This window comes from Pseudomonas sp. ASL7 (genome assembly GCF_056680375.1).
On record NZ_CM155279.1, the window covers coordinates 5,649,492 to 5,672,233 of the forward strand.

Annotated in this window: 24 protein-coding genes; 13 read left to right on the forward strand and 11 right to left on the reverse strand. The window is 59.3% G+C overall.

What is annotated here, in order from left to right; translation table 11 throughout:
* Positions 1-30 precede the first annotated feature (30 nt).
* The 3 genes from AC1MDT_RS26035 to tldD all read left to right on the forward strand — a co-directional run bounded on the left by AC1MDT_RS26035 (position 31) and on the right by tldD (position 6,375).
* On the forward strand, positions 31-3,834 hold the full coding sequence (locus AC1MDT_RS26035) for a YhdP family protein (RefSeq protein WP_480419578.1): 3,804 nt from the start codon (positions 31-33) through the stop codon (positions 3,832-3,834).
* 231 nt (positions 3,835-4,065) lie between these two features.
* On the forward strand, positions 4,066-4,914 hold the full coding sequence (locus AC1MDT_RS26040; protein ID WP_414908831.1) for a carbon-nitrogen hydrolase family protein: 849 nt from the start codon (positions 4,066-4,068) through the stop codon (positions 4,912-4,914).
* An 18-nt stretch (positions 4,915-4,932) separates the two neighbouring features.
* Positions 4,933-6,375 (forward strand): metalloprotease TldD, encoded by a 1,443-nt coding sequence (gene tldD, locus AC1MDT_RS26045; protein ID WP_480419579.1) that lies wholly within the window; start codon positions 4,933-4,935, stop codon positions 6,373-6,375.
* Between the two features lie 48 nt (positions 6,376-6,423).
* On the opposite strand, the gene yjgA is transcribed toward tldD, so the two are convergent.
* Positions 6,424-6,948 carry a ribosome biogenesis factor YjgA gene (gene yjgA / locus AC1MDT_RS26050; protein ID WP_201114880.1) on the reverse strand — a complete coding sequence of 175 codons (525 nt, stop codon included), beginning with the start codon at positions 6,946-6,948 and terminating at the stop codon, positions 6,424-6,426.
* 108 nt (positions 6,949-7,056) lie between these two features.
* Here yjgA and pmbA point away from each other — a divergent pair, with 108 nt between their 5' ends.
* Positions 7,057-8,403: a metalloprotease PmbA gene (gene pmbA / locus AC1MDT_RS26055; protein ID WP_480419580.1), complete on the forward strand. Its 1,347-nt coding sequence runs from the start codon at positions 7,057-7,059 to the stop codon at positions 8,401-8,403.
* Positions 8,404-8,531: 128 nt separating this feature from the next.
* On the opposite strand, the gene AC1MDT_RS26060 is transcribed toward pmbA, so the two are convergent.
* From AC1MDT_RS26060 to AC1MDT_RS26105, 10 genes are all read right to left on the reverse strand, one after another.
* On the reverse strand, positions 8,532-8,804 hold the full coding sequence (locus AC1MDT_RS26060) for an HPr family phosphocarrier protein (RefSeq protein ID WP_480419581.1): 273 nt from the start codon (positions 8,802-8,804) through the stop codon (positions 8,532-8,534).
* Between the two features lie 15 nt (positions 8,805-8,819).
* Positions 8,820-9,677 carry an RNase adapter RapZ gene (gene rapZ, locus AC1MDT_RS26065; RefSeq protein ID WP_480419582.1) on the reverse strand — a complete coding sequence of 286 codons (858 nt, stop codon included), beginning with the start codon at positions 9,675-9,677 and terminating at the stop codon, positions 8,820-8,822.
* Between the two features lie 2 nt (positions 9,678-9,679).
* Positions 9,680-10,144, reverse strand: a complete 465-nt coding sequence (gene ptsN, locus AC1MDT_RS26070; protein ID WP_480419583.1) for a PTS IIA-like nitrogen regulatory protein PtsN — start codon at positions 10,142-10,144, stop codon at positions 9,680-9,682.
* A 12-nt stretch (positions 10,145-10,156) separates the two neighbouring features.
* Positions 10,157-10,465 (reverse strand): ribosome hibernation-promoting factor, HPF/YfiA family, encoded by a 309-nt coding sequence (hpf, locus tag AC1MDT_RS26075; protein WP_480419584.1) that lies wholly within the window; start codon positions 10,463-10,465, stop codon positions 10,157-10,159.
* Positions 10,466-10,540: 75 nt separating this feature from the next.
* A complete protein-coding gene (locus AC1MDT_RS26080) occupies positions 10,541-12,034 on the reverse strand; it encodes an RNA polymerase factor sigma-54 (protein WP_201114876.1) in 1,494 nt (497 codons plus the stop codon).
* A gap of 184 nt (positions 12,035-12,218) precedes the next feature.
* Positions 12,219-12,944: an LPS export ABC transporter ATP-binding protein gene (lptB, locus tag AC1MDT_RS26085; RefSeq protein ID WP_480419585.1), complete on the reverse strand. Its 726-nt coding sequence runs from the start codon at positions 12,942-12,944 to the stop codon at positions 12,219-12,221.
* Entirely contained in the window at positions 12,944-13,492 is a 549-nt protein-coding gene (lptA, locus tag AC1MDT_RS26090; RefSeq protein ID WP_480419586.1) for a lipopolysaccharide transport periplasmic protein LptA, read from the reverse strand. The genes lptB and lptA overlap by 1 nt, the downstream gene beginning before the upstream one ends.
* A complete protein-coding gene (lptC, locus tag AC1MDT_RS26095; protein WP_480419587.1) occupies positions 13,479-14,051 on the reverse strand; it encodes an LPS export ABC transporter periplasmic protein LptC in 573 nt (190 codons plus the stop codon). The genes lptA and lptC overlap by 14 nt, the downstream gene beginning before the upstream one ends.
* A 7-nt stretch (positions 14,052-14,058) precedes the next feature.
* A complete protein-coding gene (locus tag AC1MDT_RS26100; RefSeq protein WP_414908822.1) occupies positions 14,059-14,583 on the reverse strand; it encodes a KdsC family phosphatase in 525 nt (174 codons plus the stop codon).
* Positions 14,583-15,557, reverse strand: a complete 975-nt coding sequence (locus AC1MDT_RS26105; RefSeq protein ID WP_480419589.1) for a KpsF/GutQ family sugar-phosphate isomerase — start codon at positions 15,555-15,557, stop codon at positions 14,583-14,585. The genes AC1MDT_RS26100 and AC1MDT_RS26105 overlap by 1 nt, the downstream gene beginning before the upstream one ends.
* 275 nt (positions 15,558-15,832) lie before the next feature.
* On the opposite strand from AC1MDT_RS26105, the gene AC1MDT_RS26110 reads away from it, so the two are divergent.
* The 9 genes from AC1MDT_RS26110 to hisD all read left to right on the forward strand — a co-directional run bounded on the left by AC1MDT_RS26110 (position 15,833) and on the right by hisD (position 22,740).
* Complete coding sequence (locus AC1MDT_RS26110) at positions 15,833-16,642, forward strand: ATP-binding cassette domain-containing protein (protein ID WP_480419590.1); 810 nt, start codon at positions 15,833-15,835, stop codon at positions 16,640-16,642.
* Positions 16,642-17,439 (forward strand): lipid asymmetry maintenance ABC transporter permease subunit MlaE, encoded by a 798-nt coding sequence (gene mlaE, locus AC1MDT_RS26115; RefSeq protein ID WP_480419592.1) that lies wholly within the window; start codon positions 16,642-16,644, stop codon positions 17,437-17,439. The genes AC1MDT_RS26110 and mlaE overlap by 1 nt, the downstream gene beginning before the upstream one ends.
* Positions 17,439-17,906 carry an outer membrane lipid asymmetry maintenance protein MlaD gene (gene mlaD, locus AC1MDT_RS26120; protein WP_480419594.1) on the forward strand — a complete coding sequence of 156 codons (468 nt, stop codon included), beginning with the start codon at positions 17,439-17,441 and terminating at the stop codon, positions 17,904-17,906. Before mlaE ends, mlaD begins: the two co-directional genes overlap by 1 nt.
* Positions 17,907-17,917: 11 nt before the next feature.
* Positions 17,918-18,571 carry an MlaC/ttg2D family ABC transporter substrate-binding protein gene (locus tag AC1MDT_RS26125; RefSeq protein WP_480419596.1) on the forward strand — a complete coding sequence of 218 codons (654 nt, stop codon included), beginning with the start codon at positions 17,918-17,920 and terminating at the stop codon, positions 18,569-18,571.
* Positions 18,568-18,873 (forward strand): STAS domain-containing protein, encoded by a 306-nt coding sequence (locus tag AC1MDT_RS26130; RefSeq protein WP_480419598.1) that lies wholly within the window; start codon positions 18,568-18,570, stop codon positions 18,871-18,873. The genes AC1MDT_RS26125 and AC1MDT_RS26130 overlap by 4 nt, the downstream gene beginning before the upstream one ends.
* 113 nt (positions 18,874-18,986) lie before the next feature.
* The gene (locus AC1MDT_RS26135; protein ID WP_007901566.1) at positions 18,987-19,226 is read left to right on the forward strand and encodes a BolA family protein; all 240 of its coding nucleotides are present in this window, start codon (positions 18,987-18,989) and stop codon (positions 19,224-19,226) included.
* Between the two features lie 22 nt (positions 19,227-19,248).
* Positions 19,249-20,514, forward strand: coding sequence for a UDP-N-acetylglucosamine 1-carboxyvinyltransferase (murA, locus tag AC1MDT_RS26140; RefSeq protein ID WP_480419600.1), 1,266 nt, complete (start codon positions 19,249-19,251; stop codon positions 20,512-20,514).
* Between the two features lie 128 nt (positions 20,515-20,642).
* Entirely contained in the window at positions 20,643-21,278 is a 636-nt protein-coding gene (gene hisG, locus AC1MDT_RS26145; RefSeq protein ID WP_007901570.1) for an ATP phosphoribosyltransferase, read from the forward strand.
* A 124-nt stretch (positions 21,279-21,402) separates the two neighbouring features.
* Positions 21,403-22,740 (forward strand): histidinol dehydrogenase, encoded by a 1,338-nt coding sequence (gene hisD / locus AC1MDT_RS26150; protein ID WP_480419601.1) that lies wholly within the window; start codon positions 21,403-21,405, stop codon positions 22,738-22,740.
* The last annotated feature ends 2 nt before the right edge of the window (positions 22,741-22,742 follow it).

Below are 22,742 nucleotides of genomic sequence, written 5' to 3' on the forward strand. Positions count from 1 at the left end.
GCAGCATTTTTGCCATGGGGGCCACCTGACATGGACCGTCTGACACGCATTTTGGCCGCACTGACCCGCTGGGGTCTGGGCCTCTGCGCGTTGGCACTGGTGTTGATGGCGGTGTACGTCAGCCTTGGCAGGGAGCTGACGCCGCTGGTGGCCGAGTACCGTGCCGAAGTCGAAACAAAGGCCGCCTCAGCCCTGGGTATGCCGTTGCAAATCGGCAGGCTGGAAGGCAGCTGGAGCGGTTTTGCGCCGATTTTGCTGGCTCACGACGTAACGCTCGGCGAGGGGGCCAATGCGCTGCATCTGGATCAGGTGCGTGCGGTGCCCGATCTCTTGGCCAGCCTGCTGGCACGCGAAGTGCGCATTGCTCACCTGGAGCTCAACGGCCTGAAGATCAGCCTCAAGCAAGGCGAGGGTGGTCAGTGGGCGCTGGAAGGGTTGCCGGTGCAGCAGGATCAGCCGCTAGACCCGGAACAACTGCTCAATCAACTGCAAATGGTCCAGCAGCTGTCGGTGCTCGACAGCCAGGTCACCTTGCAGTCGTTGGGTCAGCCACCGTTGACGCTGACATACGTTGGCCTCAACCTGAAAATCGGCGCCACCCGTCAGCGTCTCGATGTTCGGTTGACGCTGCCCGACGGCCAACCGGTGGCGGCGAGCCTGCGGACCCGCATTAGCGCCAGCGAGTGGAAGGACGGTGAGGTCGATGCGTACCTGAGCCTGCCACAAAGCGACTGGGCGAAATGGTTGCCCGAGCGGCTCACTCAGCAATGGAATTTTTCCGAGATCAAGGCCGGCGGCGAGTTCTGGGTGAACTGGAGCAAGGGTGCCCTGCAAAGCGCCGCGATCCGCTTGAATGCGCCGCAACTCAAGGGTGCCTACGCCGAGCGCAAGCCGATCCAGATCGACAACCTGGCGCTCAACGGTTATTTCCAGCGCAGTTCCGAAGGGGTTCTGGTGACGCTGGATTCGTTGGCCATGAATTTCGGCGATACCCGTTGGGAATCGCATCTGCAATTCAAACAGAGCCTGGCCACCGACAAGGCAGACGAGCGTTGGCATCTGCAAGCCGATCGCCTCGATCTCACGCCGCTCACGCCTCTTTTGAATGCCTTGGGGCCGCTGCCCGCGGGTGTTGCCACCGCAGTCGAGCACTTGAAAGTGACGGGTGGTCTGCGCAATGTCCTGATCGACATCCGGCCCAATGCCAACGATGACAGCCAGTTCAGCTTTGCCGCCAATCTGGATCGGGTCGGTTTCGATGCCTATTACGGTGCACCGGCGGCCCGGAATGTCAGCGGCAGCATCAGCGGTGACCTTGGCAAGGGCGAGCTGCGCATGGACAGCAAAGACTTTGTCCTCCATCTGGAGCCGATCTTCGCCAAGCCATGGCAATACATTCAGGCCAATGCCCGATTGACCTGGAAGCTCGATAAAGAAGGCTTCACCCTGATCGCGCCGTACCTGAAGGTGCTGGGCGAGGAGGGCAAGATTGCCGGCGACTTCCTGATCCGTCTGCACTTCGATCACACCCGGGAAGACTACATGGACCTGCGGGTCGGTATGGTCGACGGCGATGGCCGTTACACCGCCAAGTACCTTCCGGCCGTTCTCAGCCCGGCATTGGATGAATGGTTGCGCACAGCGATCCTCAAAGGTGCGGTAGACGAAGGGTTCTTCCAGTACCAGGGTTCGCTGAACCATGGCGCTGCCGATACGGCCCGCAGCATCAGCCTGTTCTTCAAGGTTCACGATGCCGAACTGGCGTTTCAACCGGGCTGGCCGCATGTCAGCAAGGTCACGGGGGACGTGTTTGTCGAAGACAGTGGAGTGCGGATTCTGGCCAGCAAGGGCCAGTTGCTCGGCACCCAGGTTCGCGACATTTACGTCAACATTCCCCATGTTCCGGACGGGCAGAGCAGCCATCTGTTCCTCGACGGAACATTCGCTGGCGGCTTGGGGGATGGCCTGAAAATTCTGCAGGAAGCGCCGATCGGTACTGCCGATACGTTTGCCCGTTGGGAAGGCGACGGCGATCTGCAAGGCAAGCTGAAACTCGATATTCCATTGGCCAAAGGCGAGCAGCCGAAGATTCTCGTCGACTTCAAGACTGCCAAGGCGCGTTTGAAACTGGCCGAGCCACCGCTGGAGCTGACGCAACTCAAGGGCGATTTCCGTTTCGACAGCGCCAAGGGCTTGAGCGGGCAGAACATCAGCGCGCGCGCCTTTGACAAACCCGTCACTGCACAGATTTTCGCCGATGGCCGTGCGGGCAACATCAAGACCCGTGTCACGGCCTCCGGTCAGGTGGAGGTGAAGAAACTCACTGACTGGTTGAACGTCACTCAACCGTTGCCGGTTTCCGGTCTGATCCCGTATCAACTCCAGCTCAATCTGGATGGCGCCGACAGCCAGTTGATGGTCGCCTCCGACCTCAAAGGGGTGGTGGTCGATTTGCCAGCGCCCTTTGGCATGTCGGCCAATGCAGGGCGCAACACTACGTTTCGCATGACACTGCAAGGGCCGGAGCGGCGCTACTGGCTCAATTACGGCCAACTGGCGGACTTCACGTTTGCCGCCCCGACGAACAACTTCGCCGACGGTCGCGGCGAGTTGATCCTGGGGGGCGCAAGTGCCGTGCTGCCCGGGAGCAAAGGCTTGCGGGTGCGCGGCGTGCTGTCGGAGCTGGATGTCGGGCCGTGGAGCGACCTGGCGGACAAATACGCCGGTCAGGATGCTGGCGGCAGCGCCAGGCAGTTGCTCAGTGGTGCGGACTTCAAGGTCGGCAAGCTCACCGCTTTGGGCACTACGCTTGATCAGGCATCGGTTCTGTTGACCCGTAAACCGACCGCGTGGACGTTGCAGCTCGACAGCCAGCAAGCCAAGGGCAGTGTCGGCCTCCCCGATGCGAAGGGCGTGCCGATTACGATCAATCTGCAATACGTGCGCTTGCCTGCACCGGATCCAAAGGTCCTGGCCGATGAAAACTCGCCGGATCCACTGGCGTCAGTGGATCCGAGGAAGATCCCGGCGATGGACATCATCATCAATCAACTGTTTCAGGGGCAGGATCTCGTCGGCGCCTGGTCGCTCAAGGTTCGTCCGACCGGCAAGGGTATCGCCCTCAATACGCTGGACATGGGCCTCAAGGGTGTTCTCTTGCAGGGTAATGGCGGCTGGGAAGGCGTGCCTGGCAGTTCCAGCAGTTGGTACAAGGGCCGGATCAGCGGCAAGAACCTCGCTGATGTGCTGAAGGGCTGGGGATTTGCGCCGAGTGTTACCAGTGAAAGCTTTCGTATGGATGTCGACGGTCGCTGGCCCGGTTCGCCGGCCTGGTTGGCCAGCAAGCGTTTCTCCGGGACGCTCGATGCTTCTATGAATAAAGGCCAGTTTGTCGAAGTCGAAGGCAGCGCTCAGGCGTTGCGGGTGTTTGGCCTGCTTAACTTCAACTCCATCGGTCGTCGCCTGCGCCTGGATTTCTCCGACTTGTTTGGCAAAGGCCTGAGTTATGACCGCGTTAAAGGGCTGCTGGTCGGGACCAACGGGGTTTATGTGACCCGTGAGCCTATTCAGATGACGGGGCCTTCGAGCAATGTCGAACTCAACGGCACCCTGAACCTGGTCGGCGATCAGATCGATGCCAAGTTGGTGGTGACCTTGCCGGTCACCAATAACCTGCCGATTGCCGCGCTGATCGTTGGTGCGCCGGCTATCGGCGGGGCGCTGTTCCTGATGGACAAGCTGATTGGTGATCGCGTGGCGCGTTTCGCCAGCGTGAAGTACACCGTCAAAGGTCCGTGGAAAGAGCCGAAAATCACCTACGACAAGCCTTTTTGAAGAGCCACGTCTTTGGCCAATGGAGTAGCATGGCCAAAGACTTTTATTTGGCGACGCAGTCCCTTGTAGCAGCTGGCGAAGCCTGCGTCCGGCTGCGAAGCAGTCGTAAAATCAGACACCTCGACCTGTCAGGTAAACCGAGCATTCCGGATTTGCGACTGCTTCGCAGCCGGACGCAGGCTTCGCCAGCTGCTACAGGTTGTCGTACAGCTCAAAAATAAGGAAAAGGCCATGTCTGTAGCGGTGATTCAAATGGTCAGCCAGAGCGACGTGCTCGCCAATCTGGCCCAGGCCCGTCGGCTCCTTGAGCAAGCCGCGGCCAGTGGTGCTGTGCTTGCCGTGTTGCCGGAAAACTTCGCCGCCATGGGCCGTCGCGACATTGCCGACATCGGCCGCGCCGAGGCATTGGGCGAAGGTCCGATCCTGCCGTGGTTGAAACAGACCGCCCGCGACCTCAAGTTATGGATAGTGGCCGGCACATTGCCGCTGCCGCCGGTGGATCAACCGACGGCCAAAGTACATGCCTGCTCGTTGTTGGTGAACGATCAGGGCGAGACAGTGGCGCGCTACGACAAGCTGCACTTGTTTGATGTAGACGTGGCGGACAATCGTGGACGTTATCGCGAGTCCGATGACTATGCTTATGGCAGTGGCGTGGTGGTGGCAGACACACCTGTTGGGCGAGTCGGCCTGACGGTGTGTTACGACCTGCGCTTCCCGGAGTTGTACAGCGAATTACGGGCTGCCGGTGCGGAGTTGATTACCGCGCCCTCGGCCTTTACCGCGGTGACCGGCGCGGCGCATTGGGATGTGCTGATTCGCGCGCGAGCCATAGAGACTCAATGTTATGTGCTCGCGGCCGCCCAGGGCGGAACGCATCCCGGGCCACGAGAAACCTATGGTCATGCCGCGATCATTGACCCGTGGGGGCGTGTGCTGGCACAACAGGATCAAGGCGAGGCCGTGCTGCTGGCCGAACGCGATAGCAGCGAACAGGCGTCGATCAGGGCGCGGATGCCGGTGTCCAGTCACCGGCGCTTTTTCTCGCAGGGCGCACAGCGACCTGCCTCAGAACGATGAATTTAAGGCGTAAAGCATATGAGCGAGTTGTTGTCCTCAGTCAGTGAACACCTCCTGGCGCCCGGCGGCGTAACGATCGAGAGCCTGCAAGGTGTGCTCGGTGATCTGGCCGGCCCGGGCATCGATGCCGCCGATCTGTATTTCCAGGGGCAGATTTCTGAATCCTGGGCGCTGGAAGACGGCATCGTCAAGGAAGGCAGTTTCAACCTCGACCAAGGTGTCGGCGTGCGGGCGCAATCGGGTGAAAAAACCGGTTTTGCCTACAGCAATGCGATCACGCTCGAAGCCCTGGGTGCAGCGGCTCGCGCGGCGCGTTCGATCTCGCGGGCCGGTCAAAACGGCACCGTGCAGGCGTTCACCACGCAGGATGTTGCGCAGTTGTATGGGCCGGATAATCCGTTGGAGGTTATGACGCGCGCCGAGAAAGTCGAGCTGCTCAAGCGTATCGACGTGGCGACGCGGGCCCTTGACCCGCGAATCCAGCAAGTCACCGTGAGCATGGCTGGCGTCTGGGAACGCATCCTTGTTGCGTCTACCGATGGCGGCCTGGCAGCCGATGTGCGGCCGCTGGTACGTTTCAATGTCAGCGTGATCGTTGAGCAGAACGGTCGCCGTGAACGCGGTGGTCATGGCGGCGGCGGTCGTACCGATTATCGTTATTTCCTCAGCGACGACCGTGCCATGGGTTACGCCCGTGAAGCGTTGCGTCAGGCGCTGGTCAACCTCGAAGCCATTCCTGCGCCAGCCGGTACGCTGCCGGTGGTGTTAGGGTCCGGCTGGTCGGGCGTGCTGTTGCACGAAGCGGTTGGCCACGGTCTGGAAGGCGATTTCAACCGCAAGGGCAGTTCGGCCTACAGCGGACGGATGGGCGAGATGGTTGCGTCCAGGCTCTGCACCATCGTCGATGACGGCACCCTCGCCGGACGCCGTGGCTCGCTGAGCGTCGATGACGAAGGTACTCCGACCGAGTGCACTACGCTGATCGAAAACGGCGTGCTCAAAGGCTACATGCAGGACAAGCTCAATGCACGCCTGATGGGCGTGGCCCGCACCGGTAACGGTCGTCGCGAGTCCTACGCGCACCTGCCAATGCCGCGCATGACCAACACCTACATGCTCGCGGGCGAAAGTGATCCGGCGGAAATCATCGCCTCGGTAAAACGCGGCATCTACTGCGCCAACCTCGGCGGCGGTCAGGTGGACATTACCAGCGGCAAGTTCGTGTTCTCCACCAGCGAGGCGTATTTGATCGAAGACGGCAAGATTACAGCCCCGGTCAAAGGCGCGACGTTGATCGGCAACGGGCCGGAAGCCATGAGCAAGGTGTCGATGGTCGGTAACGATCTGGCGCTGGACAGTGGTGTGGGGACGTGTGGCAAGGATGGGCAATCGGTGCCGGTCGGTGTCGGCCAGCCAACCCTGAAAATTGATGCGATCACCGTGGGTGGTACGGGATCATAAGGAATGGAGCTTCGGGTGAACCGCTTGGCGGCTCACCCGACTCGAGATTTAACGCAGACCGCGTTGAGTCTCGTCCAGCTCACGGATGTACTTGAAGATTTTACGGCTCGATGCCGGTGGCTTGTTGGTCGCCAGTTCGTGCTGGGCCTGACGAATCAGGGAGCGCAATTGCTGACGATCGGCCTCCGGGTAGTCGACAACGAATTTTTCCAGGACGGCATCGTCGCCTGCGATCAAGCGATCGCGCCAGCGTTCCAGGCCGTGGAAACGTTCGTTGTACTGCCGAGTGGAAGCATCGAGTTGATCGAGCAGCGTGAGAATGGCGTCAGTGTCCTGATCGCGCATCAGTTTGCCGATGAACATGAGGTGCCGTTTACGCGCGATATTCGCGGTGTGCTTGGAAGCATCGGCCAGAGCCCGGCGCAAAGCGTCGGTCAATGGCAGTTTTGCCAGCAAGTCAGGCTTGAGTGTTGTCAGGCGCTCGCCGAGGTCAACCAGAGCATGTAGCTCGCGTTTAACCTGGGATTTGCTTTTTTCTCCCGTATCGAGGGAGTCGTCGTAAGAATCAACCATGGTGGCCGTCCGCAAAGAAACGCCGCCATGATAACCAGTCGGGGGCCGCTTGTCCGGCCCGGTCGCTCGATGACCTTTACCGAAAGCAGAATTTGAGTGGAGAACAGCATGAGTGCAGTTGAAAGCGTCGGCCCACAAGCGTTGCCGGCACTGCAAGAACAAGTCGAGCAAATCATCGCTGAAGCCAAACGCCAGGGTGCCAGCGCCTGCGAAGTGGCGGTGTCTCTGGAGCAGGGCCTGTCGACCTCGGTGCGTCAGCGTGAAGTCGAAACCGTCGAATTCAACCGTGATCAGGGCTTTGGCATCACCTTGTATGTCGGTCAGCGCAAAGGGTCGGCCAGCACGTCGGCCAGCGGCCCGGAGGCGATTCGCGAAACCGTCGCCGCCGCGCTGGCCATCGCCAGGCACACGTCTGAAGATGAAGCGTCGGGCCTGGCAGACTCCGCACTGATGGCCAAGGATCTACAGGATTTCGACCTGTTTCACCAATGGGACATCACTCCGGAACAAGCCATCGAGCAGGCTCTGGCGTGTGAAGCGGCGGCGTTCGCCACCGACAGCCGGATCAAAAATGCTGACGGCACCACGCTCAGCACCCATCAGGGCTGTCGCGTTTACGGTAACAGTCACGGTTTTATCGGCGGTTACGCGTCGACCCGTCACAGCCTCAGCTGCGTGATGATTGCTGAAGCCGACGGGCAGATGCAACGCGATTACTGGTATGACGTAAACCGTCAGGGCAACTTGTTGGCCGATCCGGTGAGCATCGGCCAGCGTGCCGCGCAACGGGCGGCGAGCCGTCTGGGCGCACGTCCGGTGCCCACCTGTGAAGTGCCGGTGCTGTTTTCGGCGGAGCTGGCCGGCGGTTTGTTTGGCAGTTTCCTCTCGGCGATCTCTGGCGGCAGTCTGTATCGAAAATCGTCGTTCCTTGAGGGCACTCTGGGGCAGAAGCTGTTTCCGGAATGGCTGACCATCGATGAGCGTCCGCACTTGATGCGCGCCATGGGCAGTTCGGCGTTCGATGGCGATGGTCTGGCGACGTACGCCAAACCGTTCGTCGAAAAGGGTGAGTTGGTGTCCTATATCCTTGGTACCTATTCCGGTCGCAAGCTTGGCATGCCGAGCACTGCAAACGCTGGTGGCGTACACAACCTGTTTGTTACCCATGGCGATGAAGACCAAGCCGCCTTGCTGCGTCGCATGGGGCGCGGTTTGCTGGTTACCGAACTGATGGGCCAGGGCCTGAACATGGTCACCGGCGATTATTCCCGTGGCGCGGCGGGTTACTGGGTCGAGAACGGCGAAATCCAGTTCGCGGTCCAGGAAGTGACCATTGCCGGCAACATGCGCGACATGTTCAAGCAGATCATTGCGGTGGGTAATGACCTGGAATTGCGCAGCAACATCCGCACCGGCTCGGTGTTGATCGAGCGCATGACAGTGGCGGGTAGCTGACGCTTACCGCAATATAAAAAGGCGCGTCATCCAATGGGGTGACGCGCCTTTTTTATGCACATTACATAGACCCCTTGCAGGCACGGGCTTGCTTGCGAAGGCGGCCTTTCAGTCAGCGCAGAGGGTACTTACTCGCCTTCGTCGAAGAAGTTGTTGATCAACGCCACCAGCGCTTTGAGTGCTTCCTCTTCCTGCTCACCTTCCGTGCTCAGATGGATTTTGGTGCCTTTGCCGGCGGCCAGCATCATCATGGCCATGATGCTTTTCCCATCGACCATGGATTCAGGCGTACGTCCGGCTCTGATCTGGCATGGGAACTGGCCCGCCACACCAACGAATTTTGCGGAAGCGCGGGCATGCAAGCCCAGTTTGTTGATGATTTCAATTTCCAGAGCAGGCATCGCGGTGTGAATCCTTTAGCTGAGGTCGCGGTGGCGGACCTGGACGTTCTTCAGGTTTTTTTGTAGCAGCTGGCCAAGGCGCTCGGTCAGGTAGACGGACCGGTGATGCCCGCCGGTACAGCCGATGGCAATGGTGACATACGCGCGGTTGCTGGCGGCAAAACGTGGCAGCCACTTGAGCAGATAAGTGGAAATGTCCTGGAACATCTCTTCGACATCCGGCTGTGCTGCCAGGTACTCGGCAACCGATTGATCAAGCCCGGACTGATCGCGCAGCTCCGGCTTCCAGTAGGGATTGGGCAGGCAACGCACGTCGAACACGAGGTCGGCATCCACTGGCATCCCACGCTTGAACCCGAATGACTCCACCAAAAACGCAGTACCGGGTTCTGGTTGGTTCAGCAGGCGCAGCTTGATGGTATCGCGCAGCTGATACAGGTTCAGGTTGGTGGTGTTTACCTTGAGGTCGGCAAGGTCGGCGATCGGCCCGAGCAAGTTGGTTTCGTCGTTGATCGCTTCGGCCAACGAGCGATTGGCGCTGCTCAGTGGGTGACGACGGCGGGTTTCCGAGAACCGTTTGAGCAAGGTTTCATCGTCGGCATCCAGGTACAAGACATCACACTGGATATGCCGGCTGCGGACTTCTTCCAGCAGTTCGGGAAACCGCGACAGATGGCTTGGCAAGTTACGCGCATCGATGGATACGGCAACCAGTGGTTGTACCAGTTCTGTGTGAATCAGTGCACGTTCAGCCAACTCCGGCAGCAGGCCGGCGGGCAGATTGTCGATGCAGTAGTAGCCGCTGTCCTCGAGAACATCGAGTGCGGTACTTTTACCTGAGCCGGAACGGCCGCTGACGATGATCAAGCGCATGATTACTGACCGTTTTGCTCGTTCAGGACAACCTGATACAAGGCTTCATTGCTCGAGGCGCCGCGCAGTTTTTCGCGCACTTCCTTGCGATCGAGCATGCTGGCGATCTGGCGCAGTAGCTCCAGGTGCGCATCGGTGGCGGCTTCCGGGACCAACAAAACGAACAGCAGGTCAACCGGGGCGCCGTCGATGGCGTCGAAATCGATAGGGGCATCCAGGTGCATCAAGGCACTGATGGGTGCGCCGCAACCCTTGAGGCGGCAGTGGGGAATAGCGATGCCGTTGCCAAAACCGGTAGAGCCGAGTTTTTCACGGGCGACCAGACTGTCGAAGACATCCTGCATCGCCAGATCCGGCACTTCGCGGTGGATAAGGTTGGCAATTTGCTCGAGGGCTTTCTTTTTGCTGCCGCCCGGCACGTTCACGAGGGAACGGCCGGGGGTCAGGATGCTTTCAAGTCGGATCATGGGTTGGGAGTGTTAACGACCGGTAGCGCCTTGGAGCTGGCTCTGGGTCTTTTCCTTATGCTTTTTGAGTTGGCGATCCAGCTTGTCGGTGAGTGAGTCGATCGCCGCATACATGTCGTCATGCTCGGCGTTGGCGACTACTTCACTGCCGGGAATATGCAGCGTGGCTTCAATTTTCTGCTTCAGCTTTTCGACCGTCATCGTGACCTGCACGTTGGTGATCTTGTCGAAATGTCGCTCCAGTCGTTCAAGTTTTTCGCTGATGTAGGTGCGAAGAGGTTCGGTCACTTCCAGTTGGTGTCCACTGATATTGACTTGCATACAGCTTCTCCTTCGTTGCCAGTGCATAAAGCGGCAGGCAGAAATGCCTGCCACTGGAACGCTGTGGCGTGGCCCTTACATCAACCGCTTGCGTTCGCTCGAAGGCGCGATCCCAAGGGATTCGCGGTACTTGGCGACGGTGCGGCGGGCCACCTGAATGCCTTGTGCCTCCAGTAAACCAGCGATCTTGCTGTCACTCAACGGCTTTTTCTGATTTTCCGCGGCAACCAGTTTTTTGATGATCGCGCGGATCGCTGTGGACGAGCATTCACCGCCTTCGGAAGTGCTGACGTGGCTGGAGAAAAAGTATTTCAGTTCATAGATGCCCCGTGGGGTATGCATGAACTTTTGCGTGGTCACCCGTGAAATCGTCGATTCGTGCATGCCCACTGCTTCGGCGATGTCATGCAGGACCAGCGGTTTCATGGCTTCGTCGCCGTACTCCAGAAAGCCGCGCTGATGCTCGACGATCTGGGTGGCAACTTTCATCAGCGTTTCGTTGCGGCTCTGCAGGCTCTTGATAAACCAGCGGGCCTCTTGCAACTGATTGCGCATGAAGGTGTTGTCGGCGCTGGTGTCGGCGCGGCGCACGAAACCGGCGTATTGGGCGTTGACCCGCAAGCGTGGCACGGACTCCTGATTCAGTTCCACCAGCCAGCGCTCGTTGTCCTTGCGCACGATCACGTCGGGAACGACGTATTCGGCTTCACTGGACTCGATCTGAGAGCCTGGGCGCGGGTTGAGGCTCTGAACCAGTTCGATGACCTGGCGCAGTTCATCTTCCTTGAGCTTCATGCGACGCATCAGCTGGCTGTAGTCGCGGCTGCCGAGCAGGTCGATGTAGTCGGTGACCAGGCGCTTGGCCTCGGCCAGCCAAGGCGTCTTCGCCGGCAACTGGCGCAGTTGCAGCAGCAGGCATTCACCCAGGTTGCGGGCGCCGATGCCAGCAGGTTCGAATTGCTGGATGCGGTGCAGGACGGCTTCGATTTCGTCCAGTTCGATGTCCAGCTCCGGATCGAAGGCTTCGAGGATTTCCTCGAGCGTTTCGTCCAGGTAGCCCTGATTATTGATGCAGTCGATCAGGGTGACGCCAATCAGGCGATCGGTGTCGGACATCGGTGCCAGATTCAATTGCCACAGCAAGTGGCTCTGCAGGCTTTCGCCGGCTGATGTGCGGGTGGTGAAATCCCACTCGTCGTCATCGTTGCTTGGCAGGCTGCTGGCGCTGGTCTGGTAAACGTCTTCCCATGCGGTATCGACGGGCAGTTCGTTGGGGATGCGCTCGTTCCAGTCACCTTCCTCGAGGTTGTCCACCGTCGGGGCAGTTTCCTGGTAGGAGGGTTCCGAAACATCGGCGTTGGGTTGCTGTTCGGCTTTATCGGCCAAAGGGTCGGCATTATCGAAGTCGTCGCCTTCTTCCTGGCGTTCGAGCATCGGATTGGACTCCAGGGCCTCCTGGATTTCCTGTTGCAGGTCCAGGGTCGACAATTGGAGCAGGCGGATGGCCTGTTGCAGCTGCGGTGTCATCGTCAGCTGCTGGCCCATTCTCAAGACTAGCGATGGTTTCATGGCAGGGGCTTAACACCTTATTCGCCGGCGCACATGCGCCATCCACTACAGGGCGCCGGAGCGCCAAACATAAGCAAATTATATGCCCGAAACTGCAGCCTTTGCCTAGAGCGCTGTAACAATAAAAAAATATTGATTTTTTATCGAGACAAGCGCTCTGCCGACTAGCCAGACACCTCAGTGCTTACAGGCGGAACTCATGGCCCAGATACACTTCCTTGACCAGGTCGTTGGCCAGGATGGTGGCGGAGTCACCTTCGGCGATCAGCTGGCCATCGTTGACGATGTAGGCGGTTTCGCAGATATCAAGGGTTTCGCGCACGTTGTGATCGGTGATCAGCACGCCAATGCCTTTGGCCTTGAGGTGGTAGATGATCTGCTTGATATCGCCCACCGAAATCGGATCCACGCCGGCGAAGGGTTCGTCGAGAAGGATGAATTTCGGGCTGGTGGCCAGTGCCCGGGCGATTTCCACGCGGCGGCGTTCGCCGCCCGACAGGCTCATGCCGAGGCTATCGCGGATGTGGCTGATGTGGAATTCCTGCAGCAGGCTTTCCAGTTCCTTGCGGCGCCCGGCCTTGTCGAGTTCCTTGCGGGTCTCGAGGATGGCCATGATGTTGTCGGCAACCGAGAGTTTGCGGAAGATCGACGCTTCTTGCGGAAGATAGCCGATACCCGCCTTGGCACGACCGTGCATGGGCTGGTGGCTGACGTCCAGATCGTCGATCAGTACGCGCCCCTGATCGGCCTGTACCAAGCCAACGATCATGTAGAAACAGGTGGTCTTGCCGGCGCCGTTGGGGCCCAGCAGGCCGACGATCTGACCGCTGTCGATGGACAGGCTGACGTCACGCACGACCTGGCGGCTCTTGTAACTCTTGGCCAGATGCTGAGCTTTCAGAGTTGCCATTATGGGGCCTTTTTCTCGTCGGTTTTCGGCTTCGGCTGGATCACCATGTCGATGCGCGGACGCACCTCGGTGACCTTGCTACCTGTGGCGCGACCGGCGCTGGCAAGCTTCTTGACTGTGTCGTAGACGATTTTCTCGCCTTGGGTGACGTTGTTGTCCTTGTCGATAACTTTTGCCTTATCGATCAGCACGACACGGTTTTGCGAGGCGTGGTACTGGATGGTCACACCCCAACCCTGAACGGGCTTGGGGTCGCCCTGGGTTTGCAGTTGCTCGAAGTAGGCGAGGTTGCCCACTGACGTCACCACGTCGATGTCGCCAGTGGGCGTGCGGGTGATGGTCACGGTGTTGCCGGTAACCTTCATCGAGCCCTGGGTAATGATCACGTCACCTTTATAGGTGGCAACGCCATTCTTGTCATCCAGTTGGGCATCGTCGGCCTGAACGCGGATAGGCTGCTCTTGGTCGTTCGGCAGGGCCCAGGCGCTCACGCTTCCCAGTGCTGCGCTCAGACAGAGCAAAATAGGGAGAGTTTTAACGAGCCTCATACTGTCCTCTTACGTTCGATAGCAGGTGTATCCTGCTTTCTTTCAAATAGGCTTTCATTCCCTTGCCAGTCGATACACCGTCAAAGCCGTCGATTCTAACGGGTTGCTCGGTCTGCGCATATTGCTGTTGCGGGAACACTGTCATGCGGGTGCTGGTAATCAGGGTCTTGCGGTTTTTCTCGTCGAAACGCGTGATGCGCACCGAATCAATCAGTTCGACCTGAGTGCCGTCGGGATTGACTTCGCCGCGCTCGCTCTGGACGTGCCACGGGAACTCGGTGCCACGGAACATGTTCAAGTCGGGGTTGGTCAGCAACGTCACCTCGGTTGCTTTCAGGTGTTCGACCTTGTCGGACGTCATTTCGTATTGCAGCTTGCCGTCCGGCAGGTACTGCAAGCTGTGGGCATTGGTCGCGTAGTAGTCGATCGCGCTTTCATCGACCTTTTCCACCGGCTTGTCGAGGAAACGTTCCGGACTGATGTTCCAGTAGCCGGCCGCCGCAAAGATCGCTGCGATGCAACTGAACACCAGGGTGTTGCGAAATTTCTTGCTCAGCATAGTTGGCTCACAGGTACGCAGCGTTGGCCGCATCGAGGCGGCCCTGGGCGCGCAGGATCAATTCGCAGAATTCGCGAGCGGCACCCTCACCGCCACGGGCCTGGGTGATGCCGTGGGCGTGTTCGCGTACAAAGGTGGCGGCATTGGCCACCGCCATGCCCAGGCCGACGCGGCGAATGACCGGCAGGTCTGGCAGGTCATCGCCGAGGTAGGCGACTTGTTCGTAGCTCAGGTTGAGTTGGGCCAGCAGTTCGTCGAGCACCACCAGTTTGTCTTCGCGGCCCTGATACAGGTGGGGAATGCCGAGGTTCTTCGCTCGCCGCTCGACTACCGGGGTCTTGCGACCGCTAATGATAGCGGTCTGCACGCCAGCAGCCATCAACATCTTGATGCCTTGGCCATCGAGGGTGTTGAACGTCTTGAATTCGCTGCCGTCTTCAAGGAAGTACAGGCGCCCGTCAGTCAGTACGCCGTCGACGTCGAACACCGCCAGTTTGATGTGTTTGCCGCGTTGTAGCAGATCCTGGCTCATTACATTACTCCTGCGCGCAGCAAATCGTGCATGTTCAAGGCGCCGACCGGGCGATCTTCGTTGTCGACCACGACCAGTGCGTTGATTTTGTGGTCTTCCATGATTTTCAGTGCCTCGGCGGCAAGCATCTCTGCACGAGCAGTCTTGCCGTGGGCGGTCATGACCTGGTCAATCGTTGCGCTGTGGATGTCGATGCTGCGGTCCAGCGTGCGACGCAAATCGCCGTCCGTGAAGATCCCGGCGAGTTTGCCGTCGGCTTCCAGGATGACAGTCATGCCCAGGCCCTTGCGGGTCATTTCCATCAGCGCGTCCTTGAGCAGGGTGCCACGCTGTACTTGCGGCAGCTCTTGCCCGGCGTGCATGACGTTTTCCACTTTCAGCAACAGGCGTCGGCCAAGTGCACCACCAGGGTGGGAGAAAGCGAAATCTTCTGCGGTAAAGCCGCGGGCTTCCAGCAGCGCCACGGCCAGGGCGTCGCCCATAACCAGTGCGGCGGTGGTCGACGAGGTCGGTGCGAGGTTCAGCGGACAAGCTTCGTGCTCGACGTGAACGTTCAGGTTGACCTCGGCAGCCTTGGCCAGCGCAGAGTCAGGATTGCCGGTCACGCTGATCAATTGAATGCCCAGGCGCTTGATCAGTGGTAGCAGGGTGATGATTTCATTGGTGGACCCGGAGTTCGACAGCGCGAGGATGATGTCGTCGCGGGTAATCATGCCCATGTCGCCGTGGCTGGCTTCGGCTGGATGCACGAAGAACGCCGTGGTGCCGGTGCTGGCCAGGGTCGCGGCGATCTTGTTGCCGATGTGCCCCGATTTGCCCATGCCAACCACAACCACTCGGCCTTTGCTGGCCAGAATCATCTCGCAAGCGCGTACGAAATCTGCGTCGATATGGCGTAGCAAGCCTTGCACGGCTTCCAGTTCGAGGCGGATGGTGCGTTGGGCGGATTGAATCAGGTCGCTGGATTGGCTCATGTCAGAAATCGTATAGCCTGATGAAAAGGCGGCGATTATAGCGGTAATGATGGAAACCCTCACGCAAGTTCGTCGCGCATTGTCATTCCCGGTTACCGAAACCCTCTAAATGAAGCGTTTTGTCTGTCGCGTTGCTGAATATGCCCCGGCTTGGGCCTTTGGCGCTTGGCCTGTGCAGTGATATAGTTCGCCGCCAGTTCGGCCCGCCCAGGAGGTATGTGCTTTCGCCAGAGAGTCAGGCGTCCGAGTGAGAGGCTGCATCGCAAGGAGTTTAGATGAGTGCCGATAACGCCTACGCGGTCGAGCTGAAGGGACTGACCTTCAAGCGCGGCGCGCGCAGCATTTTCAATAACGTCGATATCCGTATTCCGCGCGGCAAGGTCACCGGCATCATGGGGCCTTCCGGGTGTGGCAAGACCACGCTGTTGCGTTTGATGGGCGCACAGTTGCGTCCGACCAAGGGCGAAGTCTGGGTCAACGGTCAAAACCTTCCGAAACTGTCGCGCAGCGATTTGTTCGACGCGCGCAAGCACATGGGTGTGCTGTTTCAGAGTGGCGCACTATTTACCGATCTTGATGTGTTCGAGAACGTCGCCTTTCCACTGCGCGTTCATACCGAGCTTCCGGAAGAAATGATCCGGGATATTGTCCTGCTCAAATTACAGGCCGTGGGCCTGCGTGGTGCCATCGACTTGATGCCCGACGAACTGTCCGGCGGCATGAAGCGTCGCGTCGCGCTGGCGCGGGCGATTGCCCTCGATCCGCAGATTCTCATGTATGACGAGCCCTTTGTGGGCCAGGACCCCATCGCCATGGGCGTGTTGGTGCGCCTGATCCGCCTGCTCAACGATGCGTTGGGCATCACCAGCATCGTGGTCTCCCACGACCTGGCCGAAACCGCGAGCATTGCCGATTACATTTACGTGGTGGGGGACGGACAGGTGTTGGGGCAGGGCACGCCTGACCAACTGATGAACTCGGATGAGCCGCGTATCCGTCAATTCATGACAGGCGACCCCGATGGTCCGGTCCCCTATCACTTTCCAGCGACGGATTACCGCGCAGATCTTCTGGGGAAGCGCTGATGCGCAAGATTTCACTAATAGAACGAGTGCGCCGGCTCGGCCACACTGGCATCGAAACGATGGCGGTGTTCGGGCGTTCGGCGATTTTCCTGTTTCATGCCTTGTTCGGCCGGGGAGGCATCGGCGGCGGTTTTGGCCTGTTGATCAAACAGCTGCATTCGGTCGGCGTGATGTCGCTGGTGATCATCGTGGTCTCCGGGGTATTCATCGGGATGGTGCTGGCGCTGCAAGGGTTCAACATCCTGTCCAGCTACGGTTCCGAGCAGGCGGTCGGGCAGATGGTTGCGCTGACACTGCTGCGAGAATTGGGCCCCGTGGTCACCGCGTTGTTGTTTGCCGGGCGCGCGGGTTCCGCGCTGACCGCCGAAATCGGCAACATGAAGTCCACCGAGCAGTTGTCCAGTCTCGAAATGATTGGTGTCGACCCGCTCAAGTACATCATTGCCCCGCGCCTGTGGGCGGGCTTCATTTCCCTGCCAGTGCTGGCGATGATTTTCAGCGTGGTGGGTATCTGGGGCGGTTCCTGGGTGGCTGTCGACTGGCTGGGTGTCTATGAAGGTTCGTACTGGTCGAACATGCAAAACAGCGTGACGTTTTCTGACGATGTGCTCAACGGCATCATCAAAAGCATCGTTTTCGCCTTCGTCGTGACCTGGATTGCCGTATTCCAAGGCTATGACTGCGAACCCACTTCCGAGGGGATCAGTCGTGCCACTACCAAGACCGTGGTGTATGCCTCTTTGGCTGTACTCGGCCTGGACTTTATTTTGACCGCCTTGATGTTTGGAGATTTCTGATGCAAAACCGCACCCTGGAAATCGGTGTCGGCCTTTTCTTGCTGGCTGGCATCCTGGCTTTGCTGTTGCTGGCGTTGCGGGTAAGTGGCCTGTCCCCGAGCCCTACCACCGACACCTATAAACTTTATGCATACTTCGACAATATCGCCGGTTTGACGGTCAGAGCTAAAGTGACCATGGCCGGTGTGACCATCGGCAAGGTGACGGCGATCGATCTGGACCGCGACAGTTTCACTGGTCGAGTGACCATGCAGCTGGAAAAACGCGTCGATAATCTGCCGACGGACTCCACTGCATCTATCCTGACCGCAGGCCTGTTGGGCGAGAAGTACATCGGTCTCAGTGTGGGCGGGGAACAAGCCTTGCTCAAGGATGGCGGGACCATCCACGACACCCAGTCGTCGCTGGTGCTCGAAGACCTGATCGGTAAATTCTTGCTCAATACCGTTAGTAAAGACGCCAAATGAGGAGCTTTTGAATGATCTCTACCTTGCGACGTGGCCTGTTGGTGTTGCTCGCGGTCCTGCCGGTGATGGCTAACGCCGTGGCGGCGCCTTCCGCGCACGAAATCGTGCAGGACACCACCAATCGGATGCTGGCCGATCTGTCGGCCAATAAAGAGAAGTACAAGCAGGACCCACAAGACTTTTATACGGCGCTGAACACCATCGTCGGACCTGTGGTCGATGCCGAGGGCATTTCCAAAAGCATCATGACGGTCAAATACTCGCGCAAAGCCACCCCCGCGCAAATGAAGACCTTTGAAGAAAACTTCAAAAAAGGCCTGTTCCAGTTCTATGGCAATGCCTTGCTCGAGTACAACAACCAGGGCATCACTGTTGACCCTGCCAAGGATGAGTCCGGCGACCGTACCAGCGTTGGCATGACGGTCAAAGGCACCAACGGTGCGATCTATCCTGTTTCCTACACGCTCGAAAAGATCAATGGCGAGTGGAAGCTGCGCAACGTAATCATCAATGGCATCAACATTGGCAAGCTGTTCCGCGATCAGTTCGCTGATGCAATGCAACGCAATGGCAACGACCTGGACAAGACCATCAATGGTTGGGCCGGGGAAGTCGCCAAGGCCAAGGAAAAAGCCCCGGATGCCGCTGGGAAAGAAACACAATGAGTGTGTCAGCCATTCGCATGAGCGAATCCGGCGAACTGCGTCTTAGCGGCATGCTGGATTATCGCACCGGCCCAGGCCTGCGCAAGCAAGGGCAGGCGCTGATCAAGTCGAGCAAGGCTGGCGAAGTGGTCGTCGATTGTTCGGCGGTGTTGAAGTCCAGCAGCGTCGGCTTGTCGCTGCTGCTGTGCTTCATGCGAGATGCGCAAGAGGCCGGCAAGGCATTGAGTATCCGTGGGATGCCAGAAGACATGCGTGAAATTGCTCAGGTCAGCGAATTGACCGAGCTGTTGGCGCATCCCTAACCGCATCTATAAGGAAGCCCCCCGTCAGAGTCCTGCTTCGCGGGGTTCGCAGGCGCGGGGCTTTTTTGTATGATGTCCGACCCGCGCGCACAAGGCGCCGATTGAGGTTGAGCATGCAGGCCGTAGAAGTGAAGAGCTTCCTTGAAGGAAAGCTGCCAAATACAAAGGTGGAAGTTGAAGGCGAAGGCTGCAACTTCCAGCTGAACGTGATTAGCGATGAACTGGCGGCGTTGAGCCCGGTGAAGCGTCAGCAGCAGGTCTATGCCCATTTGAACCCATGGATCACCGATGGCAGCATCCATGCGGTCACTATGAAATTTTTCAGCAGCGCGGCCTGGGCCGAGCGCACCTGAGCCCAAGGGCGTCGAGATTCTTATGGATAAATTGATTATTACCGGTGGCGCTCGCCTTGATGGCGAGATCCGCATCTCCGGGGCAAAGAACTCTGCCCTGCCGATCCTGGCTGCCACCTTGCTGTGCGATGGCCCGGTTACGGTTGCCAACCTGCCGCACCTGCACGACATCACCACCATGATCGAGCTGTTCGGTCGCATGGGCATCGAGCCGGTGATCGACGAGAAACTCAGCGTCGAAATCGATCCGCGTACCATCAAGACCCTGATCGCTCCGTACGAACTGGTTAAAACCATGCGTGCGTCGATTCTGGTACTGGGCCCGATGGTCGCCCGTTTCGGCGAAGCCGAAGTCGCATTGCCTGGCGGTTGCGCCATCGGTTCGCGTCCTGTTGACCTGCACATCCGTGGCCTCGAAGCCATGGGCGCGGTCATCGACGTCGAGGGCGGCTACATCAAGGCCAAGGCGCCGGAAGGCGGCTTGCGCGGTGCGCATTTCTTCTTCGACACCGTCAGCGTGACCGGTACCGAAAACATCATGATGGCGGCCGCTCTGGCCAAGGGCCGCAGCGTGCTGCAAAACGCCGCTCGCGAACCTGAAGTCATCGACCTGGCGAACTTCCTGATCGCCATGGGCGCCAAGATTACCGGCGCCGGTACCGACACCATCACCATCGATGGCGTCGAGCGCCTGCACCCGACCACTTACAAAGTGATGCCTGACCGTATCGAAACCGGCACCTACCTGGTGGCGGCAGCCGTTACCGGCGGTCGTGTAAAGGTCAAGGACACCGATCCGACCATCCTCGAAGCCGTTCTGGAAAAACTCAAGGAAGCCGGTGCCGAAATCACCTGCGGTGACGACTGGATCGAGCTGAACATGCACGGCAAACGGCCAAAAGCCGTCAATATCCGTACCGCTCCGTACCCGGCGTTCCCGACCGACATGCAGGCGCAGTTCATCTCCCTCAACGCCATTGCCGAAGGCACCGGTGCCGTGATCGAGACGATCTTTGAAAACCGCTTCATGCACGTTTACGAACTGCACCGCATGGGCGCCAAGATCCAGGTCGAAGGCAACACCGCCATTGTGACCGGTACCGAAAAGCTCAAAGGCGCGCCAGTCATGGCCACCGACCTGCGTGCTTCGGCCAGCCTGGTCATCTCGGCCCTGATTGCTGAAGGCGACACGCTGATCGACCGCATCTACCACATCGACCGTGGTTACGAGTGCATCGAAGAGAAACTGCAGATGCTCGGCGCCAAGATTCGCCGCGTACCGGGCTAGTTTCTGCTTCATGGGCGCAGGGACGCGCCTGTTGAATTCGTTTCAAGTCGAGCCGGCCGCCGGCTCGATGTGTGTCCGGCGCCATTTGCGACCGGGCATCAGTAGCCTGATAAGGACTGAAGTTTCCCATGTTGACCATCGCACTGTCCAAGGGCCGCATCCTTGACGACACCCTGCCGCTTCTGGCTGAAGCGGGTATCGTGCCGACCGAGAATCCGGACAAGAGCCGCAAGCTGATCATCCCCACGACTCAGGCCGATGTGCGCCTGCTGATCGTGCGCGCTACCGATGTGCCGACTTACGTCGAGCATGGTGCCGCCGACCTGGGCGTCGCCGGTAAAGATGTGTTGATGGAATACGGTGGCCAGGGCTTGTACGAGCCTCTGGACCTGCGAATTGCGCTCTGCAAGCTGATGACCGCAGGTCGTGTCGGCGATGTCGAGCCCAAGGGCCGCCTGCGGGTGGCGACCAAGTTCGTCAACGTTGCCAAGCGCTACTACGCCGAGCAGGGCCGCCAGGTCGACATCATCAAGCTTTACGGCTCGATGGAACTGGCGCCGTTGATCGGTCTGGCCGACAAGATCATCGACGTGGTCGACACCGGCAATACCTTGCGCGCCAATGGCCTGGAGCCCCAGGATTTCATTGCAGACATCAGCTCCCGGCTGATCGTGAACAAAGCTTCGATGAAAATGCAGCACGCCCGTATCCAGGCGTTGATCGACACCCTGCGCAAGGCAGTGGAGTCTCGACACCGCGGCTGATTCACCTGCGCGACGTTAAGTCGCGCCCGTCTATCCGCCTCATAGCCAGAATTCTCGGGTGCCCAAGCGGATCGAACTGTAGCTTCGGGTACCTGAGTTTTTGCCAACCTATGAGGCTTTCGCTATGACCGCACTGACTGCAATTCGCCGACTCAACGCTGCTGACCCGGATTTCGCGCATCATCTGGATCATCTGCTGAGCTGGGAAAGTGTGTCTGACGAATCGGTCAATCAGCGGGTGCTGGACATCATCAAAGCCGTGCGCGAACGTGGCGATGCGGCGCTGGTGGAATTCACCCAGAAGTTCGACGGCCTGCAGGTCGCCTCGATGGCTGACCTGATTCTGCCGCGCGAACGCCTGGAACTGGCCTTGACGCGGATCACTGTGCCCCAGCGTGAAGCGCTGGAAAAAGCCGCCGCCCGCGTGCGCAGCTATCACGAGAAACAGAAGCAGGACTCCTGGAGCTACACCGAAGCCGACGGCACGGTGCTGGGCCAGAAGGTCACGCCACTGGATCGCGCCGGCCTTTACGTGCCGGGCGGCAAAGCGTCGTACCCGTCCTCGGTATTGATGAACGCGATTCCAGCGAAAGTGGCTGGCGTGACGGAAGTGGTCATGGTCGTGCCGACGCCACGCGGTGAAATCAACGAACTGGTGCTGGCAGCGGCCTGCATCGCCGGCGTTGATCGCGTATTCACCATTGGTGGCGCGCAGGCCGTTGCTGCATTGGCTTACGGTACCGAAAGCGTGCCGAAAGTCGACAAAGTGGTGGGGCCGGGCAACATCTATGTCGCCACCGCCAAGCGTCATGTATTTGGCCAGGTCGGCATCGACATGATTGCCGGCCCGTCGGAAATCCTCGTGGTGTGCGACGGCAAGACCGATCCGGACTGGATCGCCATGGACCTGTTCTCCCAGGCCGAGCACGACGAAGATGCCCAGGCGATTCTGGTGAGCCCCGACGCCGAATTCCTCGATAAGGTTGCGGCCAGCATCGCCAAACTGCTACCGACCATGGAGCGCGCCGACATCATCGAAACCTCGATTAATGGCCGTGGTGCGCTGATTCAAGTCCGCGACATGGAGCAAGCCATCGAAGTCGCCAACCGAATCGCCCCGGAACACCTGGAATTGTCGGTCGCCGATCCGCAAGCCTGGCTGCCGCAGATCCGCCACGCTGGCGCGATCTTCATGGGCCGCCACACGTCCGAAGCGCTGGGCGACTACTGCGCCGGCCCGAACCACGTGTTGCCGACGTCCGGCACCGCACGGTTCTCCTCGCCGCTGGGCGTGTACGACTTCCAAAAACGTTCGTCGATCATTTTCTGTTCTGAGCAGGGGGCGTCCGAACTGGGCAAGACCGCTTCCGTGCTGGCCCGTGGCGAGTCGCTGACTGCCCACGCCCGCAGCGCCGAATACCGCATCGTTGACGAAGACTTTCTACAAGGGCAGGGGAACTGAGC